This is a genomic window from Paenibacillus qinlingensis (assembly GCF_013204845.1).
Taxonomy (GTDB): domain Bacteria; phylum Bacillota; class Bacilli; order Paenibacillales; family NBRC-103111; genus Paenibacillus_E; species Paenibacillus_E qinlingensis.
Genome location: NZ_JABMKY010000005.1, coordinates 351430 through 366680 on the forward strand (window position 1 = coordinate 351430; position 15251 = coordinate 366680).

The 15251-nt window shown below is 44.4% G+C and carries 9 protein-coding genes; 8 read left to right on the plus strand and 1 reads right to left on the minus strand.

The window, feature by feature from the left end:
- Positions 1-22: 22 nt before the first annotated feature.
- Genes HQN88_RS13375 through HQN88_RS13400 form a run of 6 tightly spaced genes read left to right on the plus strand, consistent with a single transcriptional unit; the run spans position 23 to position 5794 of the window.
- Positions 23-784 (plus strand): DeoR/GlpR family DNA-binding transcription regulator, encoded by a 762-nt coding sequence (locus HQN88_RS13375; protein ID WP_173112311.1) that lies wholly within the window; start codon positions 23-25, stop codon positions 782-784.
- Positions 785-829: 45 nt separating this feature from the next.
- Positions 830-1882 carry an ABC transporter ATP-binding protein gene (locus HQN88_RS13380; protein ID WP_173112315.1) on the plus strand — a complete coding sequence of 351 codons (1053 nt, stop codon included), beginning with the start codon at positions 830-832 and terminating at the stop codon, positions 1880-1882.
- Positions 1875-2753, plus strand: a complete 879-nt coding sequence (locus HQN88_RS13385) for a carbohydrate ABC transporter permease (protein ID WP_173112318.1) — start codon at positions 1875-1877, stop codon at positions 2751-2753. Before HQN88_RS13380 ends, HQN88_RS13385 begins: the two co-directional genes overlap by 8 nt.
- Positions 2754-2787: 34 nt before the next feature.
- Complete coding sequence (locus HQN88_RS13390; RefSeq protein WP_420794185.1) at positions 2788-3621, plus strand: carbohydrate ABC transporter permease; 834 nt, start codon at positions 2788-2790, stop codon at positions 3619-3621.
- A gap of 60 nt (positions 3622-3681) precedes the next feature.
- Complete coding sequence (locus HQN88_RS13395) at positions 3682-4998, plus strand: ABC transporter substrate-binding protein (RefSeq protein WP_274319567.1); 1317 nt, start codon at positions 3682-3684, stop codon at positions 4996-4998.
- Positions 4999-5029: 31 nt separating this feature from the next.
- The gene (locus HQN88_RS13400) at positions 5030-5794 is read left to right on the plus strand and encodes a glycerophosphodiester phosphodiesterase family protein (protein ID WP_274319568.1); all 765 of its coding nucleotides are present in this window, start codon (positions 5030-5032) and stop codon (positions 5792-5794) included.
- Between the two features lie 82 nt (positions 5795-5876).
- On the opposite strand, the gene HQN88_RS13405 is transcribed toward HQN88_RS13400, so the two are convergent.
- Positions 5877-7226 carry an MATE family efflux transporter gene (locus HQN88_RS13405; RefSeq protein WP_173112321.1) on the minus strand — a complete coding sequence of 450 codons (1350 nt, stop codon included), beginning with the start codon at positions 7224-7226 and terminating at the stop codon, positions 5877-5879.
- A 310-nt stretch (positions 7227-7536) separates the two neighbouring features.
- Between HQN88_RS13405 and HQN88_RS13410 the strand changes: the two genes are divergently transcribed.
- Positions 7537-14076 carry a polysaccharide lyase family 8 super-sandwich domain-containing protein gene (locus tag HQN88_RS13410; RefSeq protein WP_173112324.1) on the plus strand — a complete coding sequence of 2180 codons (6540 nt, stop codon included), beginning with the start codon at positions 7537-7539 and terminating at the stop codon, positions 14074-14076.
- Between the two features lie 388 nt (positions 14077-14464).
- Positions 14465-14986, plus strand: coding sequence for an AAA family ATPase (locus HQN88_RS13415; RefSeq protein WP_173112422.1), 522 nt, complete (start codon positions 14465-14467; stop codon positions 14984-14986).
- Positions 14987-15251 lie beyond the last annotated feature (265 nt).

Sequence of the window (15251 nt, forward strand, 5' to 3'; positions counted from 1 at the left end):
GTGTGAAATGGAGGATATAGACTTGCTGGCAGCAGAGAGAAAACTTCGAATTGTAGAATATGTAAGGCAGTATAATACGGCGACCGTCAATGCGTTGGCGCGTGAATTCAAGGTGCATGAGGCGACGATTCGCCGAGATTTGATGGAGATCGAGCAGGAGGGCACGCTGAAACGAACGCATGGCGGTGTCATCGTGGAACAATGGACGCATGATGAACCTTCGTTCAGCGAAAGATCAACACATAATCTCGAGCAGAAGATGCGCATCGGTAAGATGGCGGCTAGTCTCGTGGAGGATGGCGATCATATCATCATCGATTCGGGAACGACTACGCTCCACATTGCTAGAAATCTCGTACACCGCTCCGATATCACTGTGATTACCAATGATATGAATGTAGCTGCTGAACTGCGGGACGCGCCTAGAATTAAGGTGATTCTGACCGGTGGAGAGCTATATCCGCACAGTTATATGCTCAATGGGATGTTCACAGACCATGTCCTGCGTTCGCTGCATACGTTAAAAGCGTTTATCGGAACGCCTGCACTGCACCCGCAGCATGGTCTCATGCACCCGGAAGCACAGCTGGTGCCTGCTAAGCAGGGAATGATTCGCGCAGCTAGGGAGATTATCGTTGTCACCGATGATACCAAGATTGGTAAGGTATCACTCCATACAGTCGCGCCTAATAGCGCAATTCATACACTTATTACCGGTAAGGAAGCTGCTGAAGAAGAGCTTAAGCCATTCAGAGATAGCGGAATGACCATTTATACGGTGTAAGCCAACTGGGGTGGGCATTCATTGTAAGGAAGAGGAGGACTCATAATGGCTTCGATTGAGTTTGTGAATGTTTCAAAATCGTTTGAGAAGAATGTGGTAATCCGTGGACTGAATTTGCAAATCGAAGATGGTTCATTCACTGTTCTAGTGGGTCCGTCAGGCTGCGGCAAAACGACGCTGTTGCGTATGATCGCTGGTATCGATCAGCAAACGTCTGGATCGGTGCTGATTAATGGCAAAGATGTCACGCGTATCCCATCAGGGCAGCGAGGCGTAGCGATGGTCTTTCAGAACTATGCCCTCTATCCGACGATGTCGGTGAGGGAAAATATCGAATTTGGCTTAAAAAACAACAAAGTTGGCAAAGCAGAAAGAACAGAACTTATCGAATCGATTAGCGCGACGGTAGGATTACAGCCGTATTTGGACCGCAAACCTTCCACATTATCAGGCGGCCAACGGCAACGCGTAGCTCTAGCAAGAGCGATGGTGAAGAAACCGTCGGTGTTCTTGATGGATGAGCCTTTGTCTAATCTCGATGCCAAGCTGCGTGCACAGATGCGAATTGAGTTAATCGAGCTCCATAAGAAGCTAGGTACCACCTTTGTGTATGTTACGCACGATCAGGTGGAGGCGATGTCTATGGCTGACACGATCGTCCTAATGAATCAAGGTGTGATTCAACAGGAAGCAGCACCGGATGTGATGTACCGTAAGCCTGAAAATCTATTCACGGCTCAATTCATAGGCGTACCACCAATGAACGTGCATGACTTGGGCTTGGACGGAGTTCGTTTCGGATTTCGCCCAGAAAGTGCGATGCTATCGAGTGTGCCCGCATCATCGCATTTCTCATTCAAAGGTATCATTGCAACACGTGAAATGCTGGGATCGGAAACCTTGTATCAGATCAAGGGTTCAGGGTATTCGTTCATGGTCAAATGTGTGGAAGACAACTTTACTGTTGATCAAGAGGTTCATTTAAGTGTTGAAACTCATCGCATCTACTTCTTTGATAAGGACGGCAATCGGATTCAGGAAAGCGATGCGCGTTATCACGCATACATGGAGGCGCTTAGAGGATACACGTATGCATAAATTAACGATTTGGGAACGAATTCGCCCTTATGTGCTTGTAGCACCTGCAATGACAGGCATCATCCTTTTCGTCATTTATCCAATCCTACATTTGATCTACCTGAGTTTCTTCAAATATAACTTGATTAACAAAGCAAAAAGTAAATTCATTGGTTGGGATAATTATCACCAAATCTTTACGAGGGAAGATTTCTATAAGGCTTTGACGAATACTGTGGTCTACACAGTTAGCGTCGTGGTGGTGACGATGGTCCTGGCGCTACTTATGGCTTTATGGCTCCATCGCAAAAGTCGTTGGAATGCCATTGTACAAGCGGGCATTTTTACACCTCATATTGTGTCGATTGTTTCCATCTCCCTAGTCTGGATGTGGATGATGGAGCCCAATGTAGGCTTCCTTAACTATCTGTTGAAGGCGTTCCACTTGCCTACCTCAGCCTGGATTCAGAGCTCACATTCGGCGTTAATGTCAGTGATCATCGTATCCGTATGGCAAGCGATCGGTTATTACACGCTAATTATTTCAGCAGCTCTGCAAAGTGTACCGGCCAGCATCTACGAAGCAGCGGCATTGGATAATGCCAGTCGGAGCAAGGTATTCTTCAAAATTACGCTCCCTATGATCTCGCCGCAATTGTTCTTCATTTTAGTCATCATGACAATTGGTTCCTTTAAGGTGTTCGATACGGTTCAAATCATGACCGGAGGCGGGCCTAACGGAGCGACTAGCACTCTTGTCTATTATATTTATAGCTTTAGAACGACGAATATCGGTTATGCGTCAGCATCGGGCGTGGTTTTGATGGCGATTATCGGCCTGTTAACTTTCGTTTACTTCCGACTGCTGTCCACAAAGGTGCATTATCAATAGTGGCCTACATGACCATGAAAAAGGGGATTTCGCCTTGCGAACAATGGAACTCAAATCACTAATCGGGACATTGAGTACAGCAGCAAAAGCGCTCATATTACTTGTTTTCGTTTTTCCATTCTTATGGATGCTCTCGACGTCACTGCAAACGTTCAAAGAAACCTTGGCGTTCCCGCCGGTCTGGATTCCGGCTTCACCACAATGGGACAATTTCGTACAAGCAATGACAGCCGGTCCGTTCCTCACGTATACGCGCAATTCGATTGTCATCACGATCGCAATTCTCGTTTTACAATTTGTTGTTATGATTCCTGCAGCTTATGCATTTGCCAAGTACACATTTAGAGGAAGTTCAATCCTCTTTGGCATGGTGCTGCTGGCCTTTATGATGCCAACGCAGGTTACGTTTATCCCCGTGTACTTGATGCTGGCGGATTGGGGGCTCATTAAGACGATATGGCCGCAAATCATTCCGTTCATGTCTAATGCTTTCGGTATTTTTTTACTAAGACAATATTTTAAGCAAATTCCGCAAGAAATCATTGAATCTGCCCGGTTGGATAATGCCAATGAATTCAAAGTGATATGGAACATCATGACCCCTATGTCGAGGCCTGCACTGGCCACAATTGCGTTATTCAGCTTTGTGGCGCATTGGAATGACTATTTCTGGCCACTGGTGATGACGGATACGACACTCGTACGTCCTCTTACTTTAGGTATTGCAACACTTCGGGAAACCGAGGGTATTAGCAATTGGCATATTATTATGGCAGGCAATGTCGTTCTCGTTATTCCTATTCTCATCGTCTACATCCTTTGTTCCAAACAAATTGTCAAAGCTTTTGTTTATTCAGGGATTAAATGACGATTTAATCCCTTTCAAATAAACGTACAATGACCAACCAATAATGGAGGGAATTTTATCGTGAAAAAGAAATTAAGCCTTATACTTGCTACAACAGTTATGGTCGGTTTACTTGCAGGCTGCGGCCAAGCCGAACCTTCATCCAATTCTGCTGGATCCGCTGCGCCGGATTCCGTCAAAGCGGAGCCAACTAAAGCTGGCACAACGACAATCAACATCTGGCATTCACTTAGCGGTAAAAATGGTGAGTACATGGATGCTTTGCTAAAACGCTTTAATGATTCCCATCCCAATATCCAAGTTGTAGGTACGTTTCAAGGAACCTATGACGAAACAGTTACCAAATTGCAGCAATCGATTGCTGCGAAGACAGCACCAGATGTAACGATGCTAGAGCGTGCATATGTTGAGCTTTTTGCTGATGCAGACGCATTGGAAGACTTGACACCCATGATGAAAGCTTCTAATCTCAGCAAAGATGAATTCATTGCAGGTCTTATGGGCCATTCTACTTTTAATAATAAGCTAGTGACGCTGCCCTTAAATCGTTCTACACCTATTTTGCATATTAACAAAACGTTGTTGGATGCCAAAGGCTTGGCTGTGCCGAAGACATGGGATGACCTTAAAAAGGTTGCGAATGCCATGGTTATCAAAGAAGGAAGCGAAATTAAGCAATATGGTTTGACCATGCCTTATGATACTTGGTATCCAATCGCCATGATCACGCAAGCCGGAGGGACGTTCTTCAGCGAAAATAAGAAATCAATTGGGTTCTATGACAATGGTGTTGGACAAAAAGTATTCGGTTTCTTGAAGGATATGCAAAGTTCTGGCGCATTATTTTATCCACCAGCGAAAGATTCAGGCAATATTGCTAACCAACTGTTCACTAGTGGCAAGGTTGCGATGATGTATCAATCAACAGGTAGCATTGGCGGGCTTGCCAGTACTGCAAAGTTTGATTATACGACAGCGTACCTACCGATGGACAAAGCTTATGGTACGCCAACTGGTGGAGCAAATGTCGCACTGATGGCTGGTTCCAAGAATAAAACGGCTGCATGGGAATTCGTGCGTTGGATGGAAACAGATCCGCAAGGAGCTTTGCCGTTCATTTTACAATCCGGTTACTTGCCTTTCACGAAATCAATGGCCGCCTCTAAAGAATTAACTGACCTATGGGCGAAAGAACCGAACCGTAAAGTAGCCTTTGATCAGTTGCAATATGCCGTTGATACGAACAAATCTGTAGCATGGCCGGAAGTTATGGGTGAATTCAACAAGATGATTGAAGCGACTATGTACGATAATAAAGACATTAAAACTTCACTGGATACGTTTAAAAAGCAAGCTGAGCAAATTCTCACCAAATAATGAGTTTGACATGGGAAAGGATATGACCGCCGTGATTAATAGACTAACGAATACTTCATCTTTCATTGTGGCCGGACACCGGGGCTTCAAAACCTGCTATCCTGAAAATACACTTCTTGCGTTTCGCGAAGCGTTGGACCTTGGTGTAGCTATGTTGGAGTTTGATCTGCGCATGTCCAAGGATAATGTGGTGGTTGTCCTGCATGATGAGACTGTGGACCGTACCACGAATGGTTCGGGCCCTGTGAACAGTTTCACCTTAGCCGAATTGAAGCAGTTAGATGCTGGAGGCTGGTTAGGTAAGGAGTTCCAAGGACTGCAAATTCCGACCTTGGAGGAACTATGCGAGATGTTGAAGGATTATCCTGAGCTGCTGCTGAATGTGGAAATCAAACCAAGTCAACAGGCAAGAGAAGTGGCAGATCAAGCTATCGCGCTATTGAAAACGTATGACTACTTATCACGCTGTGTGTTCACTTGTTTTGACGCCGCGATTCTCGCTTATCTTCATGATGAATTTCAGCTGAGGACCCAAGGATTCGAGGGTGAAATGATGTCGAACTTCGAAGCTGGCGAGCAGGGTACCTATTCGAAAATGTGGGCGATTGCCTTCCCGATGAGCAAACTAACCAAAGAAAAAGTGCAGACCTATCAAGCTCAGGGACTGCTAGCCTGGTGTTACTGCCCAGATACGGAAGAGCAGGTGGCTTACGCGCTGGAGTGCGGGACTACGCTATTGACGAGCAATGATCCGCGTCCTGCATTGAATCTATTGCAACATCGAGTAGAGTTATAAGAACCTAAAGCATGACGCCCCTCACGTTAAAGTGAAGGGGCGTTGTCGGTTTAATCGATGCCAAGCTATCCTTCCGACCAAACTAAGCCATTTCCTCTCGGCTCACCAACACTTTCTTCTCCCAAGCTCTGCTCCGCCAGCGCAATAATAACAGAAGTCCCCTCACCGCTTCGTCCATGATGAACACGCACCACATGCCTACCAATCCGTATCCCAGATGGACACCAACCCAATAAGTTAGCGGGACACACAACCCCAACATGACACATGAGCCGATTAGGAGAATAAATCTCGCGTCACCGGTAGCTCGAAGGGCTTCTCCAATTACGATATTCAAACAGCGAACAGGTTCTAGGAGGAAACCGTAAGTCAATAAAAAAGCCCCTAATGCTATGATTTCAATGTTGTCCGTGAACATGCCGATCAATTGTTTTCTGAACAAAACGGTCAACGTAACCGCGGCAAGTGAGAGCAATAAACTAAGGAGTAAACTACGAAACAACTGCCTATAAGCTTCTTCCTTTTCACCTGCACCGACCAGTCGACCAATGATGATTTGCGTCCCACGTCCCAAGGCTATGGCCAGCACCATGATGAATGTCATAATATTTTGTGTGTAAATTCGTGTGGAGAGCATCTCTGCACCTAACTGTGTGATAAAATATGTCGTCATCAGTTGACTGATGGAATAAATGAGTTGGCTCCCGGCAGTGGGAATACCGATGGTTAATATTTTTTTTATTTCTGCAAATCTCGCTTTGTAAAAGTCGCTGAAGGATAAGTTCAACCGAACGATTTTAGTTAAAATCATGCTATATACAACGAGTCCGAGAACTTGGCTGACTACGGCCGATATGGCGACGCCAGGGACTCCCAGCTTTGGAAAGCCGAAAGGACCGAAAATAAATAAAATGCTGCCAGTCAAATTTACGAGATTGATTCCCAAGCTGACCGCCATGGTATATCTGGTATAACCGTGTACTTGCGTTATTGCTGCGATGGTCATATTAATGGCTTGAATAAATAAGGCACAGCCAACGATAGATAGAAATATACGGGCCTGCTCCAGTGTGTCTGGTTCCAACCCGAATGGCTGAAGCAACTGTTTGCTAAAGCAAACAATACACAGACTTATGATGAAGCCGAATAGGAAATTAAGCGAGATGGCTCCAGCAGCAAATTTCTTGACATCTTTCGTTTTATTCGCGCCCAAATATTGAGAAATGACGATAGCTGAACCGGTTGAAACCACTTGGAGCAGCAAGAATAAAAAAATAATGAGCTGATTGCTGACGCCAACCGCGGCAACAGCTTGATCCGACACATGACTCACGATGAACGTATCAGAAGTTCGCATAAATACGAGTAGCGAGGATTCAATAAATAAAGGCCATGTAATAGCAAACAAACTTAGCTTCTTCGGATTCGTCATGGGGTAGGAACTCCTTTGATACTCTTCGATATGGATCTCTTCTTTATCATGGGGTAAAACGAAACCGTTTTCATTGCGAAATTTGTACAAATGATTGCTTAAATTGATGAAATTAAAACATAGTTATATTCACTGCATAAGCGTTACACGTAAACTCTTAATTTACAGGCCTGTTAATCAAACGAAGAATAGTTAATTGTTCATGTTAATCATTATAAAAAATGTATATTGCGGGTTCGGCTAATTGGAATTAAGGTTGTCTAGGTAACAGGAGGCATTCTAATTAAACGTGCAATCAGGGAGGTAAATGATGAGAAGAAAGCGTTTACGTAAAACGGGAATATGGGCGATGGTACTGCTAATGTGCTTTATGCTAGTTCCTAATAATTCCATGGCAGCTGAGTCAGATGAGTTCGATGTCCTGAGATTGAGACTATTCGATATGATCACTGGCGGATCAACATTTGATCCTGATGATGTAGATATTCGGCCCAAAATTGAGATCATCACATCAAACGCACAAAACGCTTGGAGTACGATGGCTAAGCAAACAGACCGAACTTATTTATGGAGTGATTTAAGTTCTTCTAAAGATACTGTTGATGATCCGAATACGGCTGAAATTGAGAAGCCTGTTTCTGCGCACGTATCGGGCAGCTTTCAACGACTTGAAAGCATGGCTATCGCCTACAGTACGAAGGGGTCTACTCTTCAAGGGAACGCCGACCTATTAGCAGATATTCAAAGCGGACTTCAATGGATGTACGTCAACCGATACAACGAAAGCTTTCCAACGCGAACACAGCGGTATGATAACTGGTTTGACTGGGAAATCGCTTCACCAACAAGCTTAGACAACATAGGCGTTCTGCTCTATGATGCGCTTTCGCCTGAGGTACTTGCTATTATTCTGAAGCAAGTAAAGTTTATGCTGCCTGATTTGAACAATCCGGCTTCTACCGGTGCTAATCAGCTCTCATTCTGTAATATTACGATGATTCATGGCGTGATCAGTAAAAATTCCACGGTGCTTTTCGCTGCTAGAAATGGTGTTAGCAGGGTGCTGGCGGATGTAAAGACTGACGATGGCTTTTACTCGGACGGTTCCTTTATCCAGCATCACACGTATGCGTATAACGGCGGTTACGGAACCAGCATGCTCGATAATTTATCGAGGATGATCTATATACTTAGCCAATCTACATGGGAGATCGTTGACCCGAACTTAGCCATTTTTTATAAACACGTGTCTGACGGCTTCGAGCCTTTTGTTTATGACGGCGAAATGATGGACATGGTAAGAGGCAGATATATATCCAGAGGAAATGGGCACGCAGGACATAGCGTCATCGGGTCTCTGGTAAGATTAGCTCTTCTTGCTCCTGCTGAAGAAGCGGCAACGTATAAAAGCATGGTGAAATATTGGGTTGAGCAAGATACGTATGATGATATTTATCCGACGTTGTCTTCCATTTCCCTCATAATTGAACTTAAGAAACTCATGCAGGACAACACGGTTAAACCTAGAGGCGAACTCATTGCCCATAAACAGTACCCTAGTATGGATCGTACCGTGCATCTGGGGAACGGCTATGGATTTGGTATCAGTATGTTTTCGAGCCGTATTGCGAATTACGAATCGATTAATGGTGAAAATTTGAAGGGGTGGCATACCGGTGATGGCATGACTTATCTATACAACGCGGATGCCAGTCAATATGATGATGATTTCTGGCCGACAGTGAATAGCTACCGTCTGCCGGGAACAACGGTAAATGTTAACTCTGAAAATGCATCAGGTCAGTTAAGTCCCTATAATTGGGTAGGAGGCACTGAAATCTCCGGACTTTATGGCGTTTCTGGCATGCAGTTTAGAAGCCCAGGGGCAACACTGCAAGCCAAGAAGTCTTGGTTTATGTTCGATGATGAAATCGTTGCGCTCGGTGCGGGTATTTCATCAAACGACAATAAGGATGTCGAGACGATCATTGAGAATCGCAAATTGAATAATAACGGAGACAATGTGCTTACGGTTAACGGTCAACTACATCCAGAGAATCTGGGTGAGACTGAAATGCTGCCGAATGTGAGTTGGGCTCACTTGCAAGGTAAAGTGCCGGGCTCAGATGTTGGCTACTACTTCCCAGTTGCGGGATCTGTGAAAGCATTGCGTGAAAGCCGTACGGATCAATGGATCAGTACGAATGTAGGTGGAAGTGAAAGTAATTCCACTCGTTCCTATATGAATTTATGGTTTGATCATGGTACGAATCCGAATAATGAGACTTACTCCTATGTGCTCTTGCCGGGTAAATCAAGCGAGGAGGTAGGAAATTATTCTACGCATCCGGATATTGAGGTCATTGAGAATTCCTCACAAGCTCAAGCAGTCAAAGAAACGAAATTAGGAATTACAGGGATTAATTTCTGGAATGATGGATTGACGACTGTGAATCAGGTGACGAGTAACAAAAAAGCTTCGGTCATGATCAAGCAGACAGAAGAGGATATGGAGATATCCGTTTCCGATCCTACCATGGCCAATACAGGGACAATTGATCTTGTTTTAGATACGGATTTCGGCGATATCGTTTCAATTGATCCGGGCGTTTCTTTGAATCATTCCGACGATAAGGCCAAAATTTCCGTTAATGTCAAGGATGCGAGAGGAATGACATTTCATGTTAAATTCCGCTTGCCTGGTAAAAAGCAGGCACTTGCTGCTCCAACTGGTCTTATAGCCACCCAAAATGGTGCCAACGGTGTTCAATTATCTTGGCAAGCCGTAGACAAGGCAGATGCTCTGCTAGCAGCTCCTGCTAATCTAACAATAAGCGGAAATACAGTGAATAGCCTGACCGTTAATTGGGAGGCAGTTGAAGGTGCAGCGGACTACAGACTTTACCGGTCTACCTCGGTAGATGGAGATTACTACTCTATTCTTAATCTACAACCAGGAGCCACGACTTATACGGATACCAAACTGGGCAGTGGTACTCAGTACTTTTATAAAGTGATGGCTGTAAATACGAAAGGGATTTCTGCCTATTCAGAGATCAACTCTGCTTGGACTGTCCCAGTTGCGCCAACCGGACTGCACGTCGTAACCAACATGGGCACTACGCTTTCCCTAGCTTGGAATGAAGTACCAGGCACTACAGAATATAAGCTCTACCGGTCAACCTCGTTGACAGGTAATTTCGAGTTGGTGACAAGTTTAGGTACGATGATCACATCAACCAGCTATACCGATTCTGGTTTGGAAGAAGGAATGAATTATTATTATAAAATTACATCGGTTAATCTAGGAGGCGAGTCTGCTGCTACTGCCCCTCTTTCAACCATTTTTAATGTGCCGGCGAATGTCATTGACGATAATTTCGATGACTTTAATCGAGGCGAGTTGAACGGCCAACGAAATTGGGTGACAACTATCCCAACGGGGACAGAGGCGACGGTTGAGGAAGAGACGCCGAATAGTGCTTACGTTTATATAAAGAAAAATAGCAATTATCAAGGAGATCCTTCTATTAGCCACACGCTGAGCATACCTGCCGGTGCCATTGTGACGGCGGAAGTCACGGTGAAAGCGGATGACATCCAGTATAAGACGGTGCTTGATCTTCGAGATAGTGCTACAAACAAACGTGCTGTTAACATCATTATGCAGAGCAACAAGATATGGGGGTACAGCGGTTCTTCCAAGGTTGATCTTTTGAATCCGATGGATTTAAACAAGTCTTATAAGTTGAAAGCCATTGTTAATATGGCAACTAAGAAGTTTGACATGTACGTGGATGATCAGCTTGTCGGTAACCAGTGGTCATTCCGGGAAAGCCCGGTTAATAAAATCGATACCGTTATATTTGCTTTGGGAGGTACTGCCAGTTCCATGAAGCTGGATCAAGTCAAGATTTCGTTTGTTCCGCTTATTCCGACAAATGTAACAGCAAGCGAACAAACAGGTTCTGGTCTAAAATTATCATGGACGCCGGTTACTGGAGCTACCGGTTATCGAATTTATCGTTCCCTATCGGCGAATACCGGCTTTAAACTGGCGGCAGAGGTGCCTTCCGGAAGCTCCTATACAGACAGCGGTTTAGTTGCCAAAACAACCTATTATTATAAAATGGTGGCATTAAGCGGTAGTGCGATTTCGGCAGAATCCAGTCTGCTGACAACTACAACCAAAAATGCATCAGGGTTGAGTATACCTACCACGCCGGATGCTTTGTTTGCAAGCGATAACACGGGGACTTCAATCAAGCTAAGCTGGAAGGCAAGCAAGGATGCTGCAAGCTACTCCGTGTATAGATCCACGGCAAGTGGTGATCAGTTTGAACTTGCAGGTACGACGAATAGTCCATTCTTCCTGGATACGGGACTTGATGGAATCACAAGTTATTCGTACAAGGTCGTTGCCGTTAACGAAGAGGGAGACTCACCGGATTCCAACATCGTATCTTCTTCGTTCAATGTTGTGCAAACACTGATCAGCGACAATTTTGATAGCGATGCGCTCGGTGCGGATCCAGCAGGCTGGACGATAGTGGAAGATACTGGAAGGCCAGTGACAGTTGTAAATGCAACTTATGCAGCAGCACCTGGTCACGCAGTTAGACTTACTGGCGGTAATGCTCTTGAGACAAGTGCAGTAAGAACCTTTGGCGACGCCCAAGGCGTTCAAGGAATTGTTACGGTAGAAACAGATGTATTGCCGACAAATGCAAATTGGAAAAACATACCCGTTATTATTAATCCTGCTGGTGCTGCAGCCGTGCACGCCTATTTTAGTGCCAGCCAAATTTTTGCCTATAAGTCGTCCAGCAGCAGCTCGAAAACAGCGATCTTCTCTCCTGTCGTCTTTGATGGAACATGGTATAGAACTAAAATTGTTCTGAATACCAGCACGAATAAATTCGACTTATTTGTTAATGATTCATCAGCAGCATCTGCGAGTCAGTTTGGCTTTAGAACAGTTTCATCCTCTGTTTACGGCGTGAAGGTAGCTGTAGATAATGTTAGCAGCTTGGATTTTGACAATGTCAAAGCGTATTTCAAGCCGTTAGCACCAACGTCTCTGACAGCAAGCGCAAATACAGCTTCAAGCATTAAATTGACTTGGGGAGCTGCTACGGGAGCTGCCAGCTACAAACTTTATCGGTCCCTGAGTCCAGAACAAGGTTACAAGCAAGTGTACGCGGGGACTGAACTGACCTTTACCGATAATGGGCTTACTAGCGGAACAACCTACTACTATAAAGTCGCTGCGGTAAAAGCCGGTGCTGCATCCGACGCGTCCAATCGGGTGACTGCTTCTACAACCAGTACGCCAGTAGCGGTAATGGAATATGACAATTCGAAAAGCCTGAAGAATGAAGTTCGCATTCTCTCAGCACGGACAGATGCAGATCCCGGACAAGTGGGTTACATCATTTATCGGGACGGTGTGGATGTCGGTAGAACTTTTACTACCGCATTTGTCGAAAGTGAGCTTGAAGCTGGCAAAACCTATCAATATGCGATTGTGGCCTATGATAACTTGGGTCACCTATCGACAGCGAGTGAGGCAGTAGCGTATACGGTGCCAACGAACACAACGACATTGCCGGACGATATTGACGATGATAGTCCGGGGAATTCACCCGGTCCTGGTACAACAACAGGAACATCGCCAAGTGATTCAATCCTTCAGAAGCCGATCCTTGACACGAAGACCGGTGAGGCGAAGGTAACAGTGGAGCCGAGTGCCATTCTTACTAAATTGGAACAGCTAAAGGCAGATACGACGGGGATTAATCGTATCTCGATCGATGTGCCGAAGGTGAAAGGTGCAACGGCTTATTCCATTGTTCTTCCGACAGCGGCTCTCACAGAAGACAAATCAACTCAGAAACTTGAGTTAAGGACAGACGCGGCCAATGTGGTAGTTCCTACCAACATGTTTGCGAATATCAACGCGGATAATGTGAAGGAAATCGGTGTGACGATTGGCTTTGCAGATCCTGGTACACTACCTGATGCTGTGAAGGCACAGACAGGAAACAGACCAGTTATTGAGCTTCATGCTACAGCAGATGGAAAACCAATTGCATTCAATAATCCTGATGCAGCGGTTGAGGTATCCATTCCTTACACGCCTACGGCCGAAGAATTGAAACATCCTGAGCATCTCGTGATCTGGTACATAGACGGTGCTGGGAAAGTGGTCGCTGTTCCAAATAGTCGGTACAACGCAGTAACAGGAACAATCAGCTTTACTACGACGCATTTTAGCATATATGCCGTAGCGTATGTATTCAAAAACTTTGATGATCTCGGCCGATATGATTGGGCCAAAGATGCCATTGAAGTAATGGCGGCCAAAGGGATCATTAACGGAACAAGCGAGAAGTCATTTGAGCCAGCTGCCAACATAACTCGGGCAGACTTCTTGTTACTCTTGGTAAAATCGTTAGGCTTGACGGCGAATACCGATGTTAATTTTGAGGATGTCAACAAGGCTTCATATTATTATGAAGCTGTTGCAATTGCCAAAAAACTTGGCATTACACAGGGCAGCGGAGCTAACCAATTTAGCCCGAATACGGCTATTTCCAGACAGGATATGATGGTTATTGCGGCTAGAGCGATGCGAACAGCGAAGAAACTGAATACGAATACGGTCGGCACAAGCGTGGACCTCAATGTGTTTACAGATAAGTCCGATGTATCCGCATATGCCATTGAAGATCTAGCAGCAATGAGCAAGGAAGGCATCATTCAAGGAAACGGAAGTTTGTTGAATCCACTTGGTCATGCAACAAGAGCCGAAGCAGCCTTAATCATCTATCGAATCTATAATAAATGAGTTTGGTAAGTTGAACTTTGTACTGAGTAATGTTTAACCATGGTCCATACTTCGGTATGGACTTTTTGTTTCGAAAAGGCGAGTTTGTGGTCGAAGGGGAACGTAGATTCACTATTTTTAAAAAAAGTACCGATCTGAGGCTTCAGGGGAACGAGGATACGCTATTCATGCATGTGGCATTGGTTTTGAGCTATTTTAGAGCAATTAGGACATCTACGTTCCCTTGCTGAGGGAAATGGGATCATTTGAGACGAAATAGCGGCGCTACGTTCCCCTTTAAGTTATCAGGATGTATGATTACGGGGAGTCGTGCGAACAGATGGAAGGAATTAGAAGCTGCTAGAGAGAATTAAGGAATATTAACTTTTACTTAAGTGGGGTGCTCCATCTGAACGTGAATATTCCGAAGAAAATACATATTATAGGCTCAGTTGGAAGCGGTAAAACCACCCTTGCTAGAAATTTATCACGAAAATACAGCATACCCTATTATGAATTAGATAACGTAGTTTGGAAAAGACATAAAGGTGAAGATATAAGAAGATCTGATGAAGAAAGAGATGCTCTATTAGACAAAATAATGTCTTCTGACCGTTGGATCATTGAAGGTGCTCACCATCATGATTGGGTTTCTCAATGTTTCCAGAATGCCGAATTAATCATTTTCTTGGACACACCGTATCTGGTAAGAATAAGTAGGATTATTAGGAGATTTATTTTGCAAAAACTAGGGATCGAAAAAGCAAATTATACACCAACATTTAAAATTTTCATGAAGATGTTTAAATGGAATGCTGGATTCGAAAAGAAAAGTAAACCGAAGATTTTGGATATGTTCCGTCAGGATAAGATGAAGTCTTTGATAATAAAGGATAATCATAAGCTTGAGCAATTTGTTAGTGAAGTCTAACAATGAGGTTTTATCACGGAGGAAAATGCGAAATGAAATTTCCGAAATTCATTGGTTTACTCGCTTCAACTGGTTCAATGATACTTTGGATCATATTTGCTTTGTTCAATCCATACACCCATGAGCGTGTAGACAATGACGTTTTAATAAATACATTAGTTACGCTTTTTATTCCAGCTTGTGTAGCGCTGCTAGGGGTCGTTATTAGAAGGCCTTCGCTTATGTTTCTTGCATTTGTTTGGTCACTTCCTATAAGTCTATACAC

Coding starts and splice junctions, on each gene's coding strand:
- HQN88_RS13380 (WP_173112315.1), top strand. CDS start 830: ATGGCTTCGATTGAGTTTGTGAATGTTTCAAAATCGTTTGAGAAGAAT.
- HQN88_RS13385 (WP_173112318.1), top strand. CDS start 1,875: ATGCATAAATTAACGATTTGGGAACGAATTCGCCCTTATGTGCTTGTA.
- HQN88_RS13405 (WP_173112321.1), bottom strand. CDS start 7,226: ATGACGAATCCGAAGAAGCTAAGTTTGTTTGCTATTACATGGCCTTTA.
- HQN88_RS13410 (WP_173112324.1), top strand. CDS start 7,537: ATGAGAAGAAAGCGTTTACGTAAAACGGGAATATGGGCGATGGTACTG.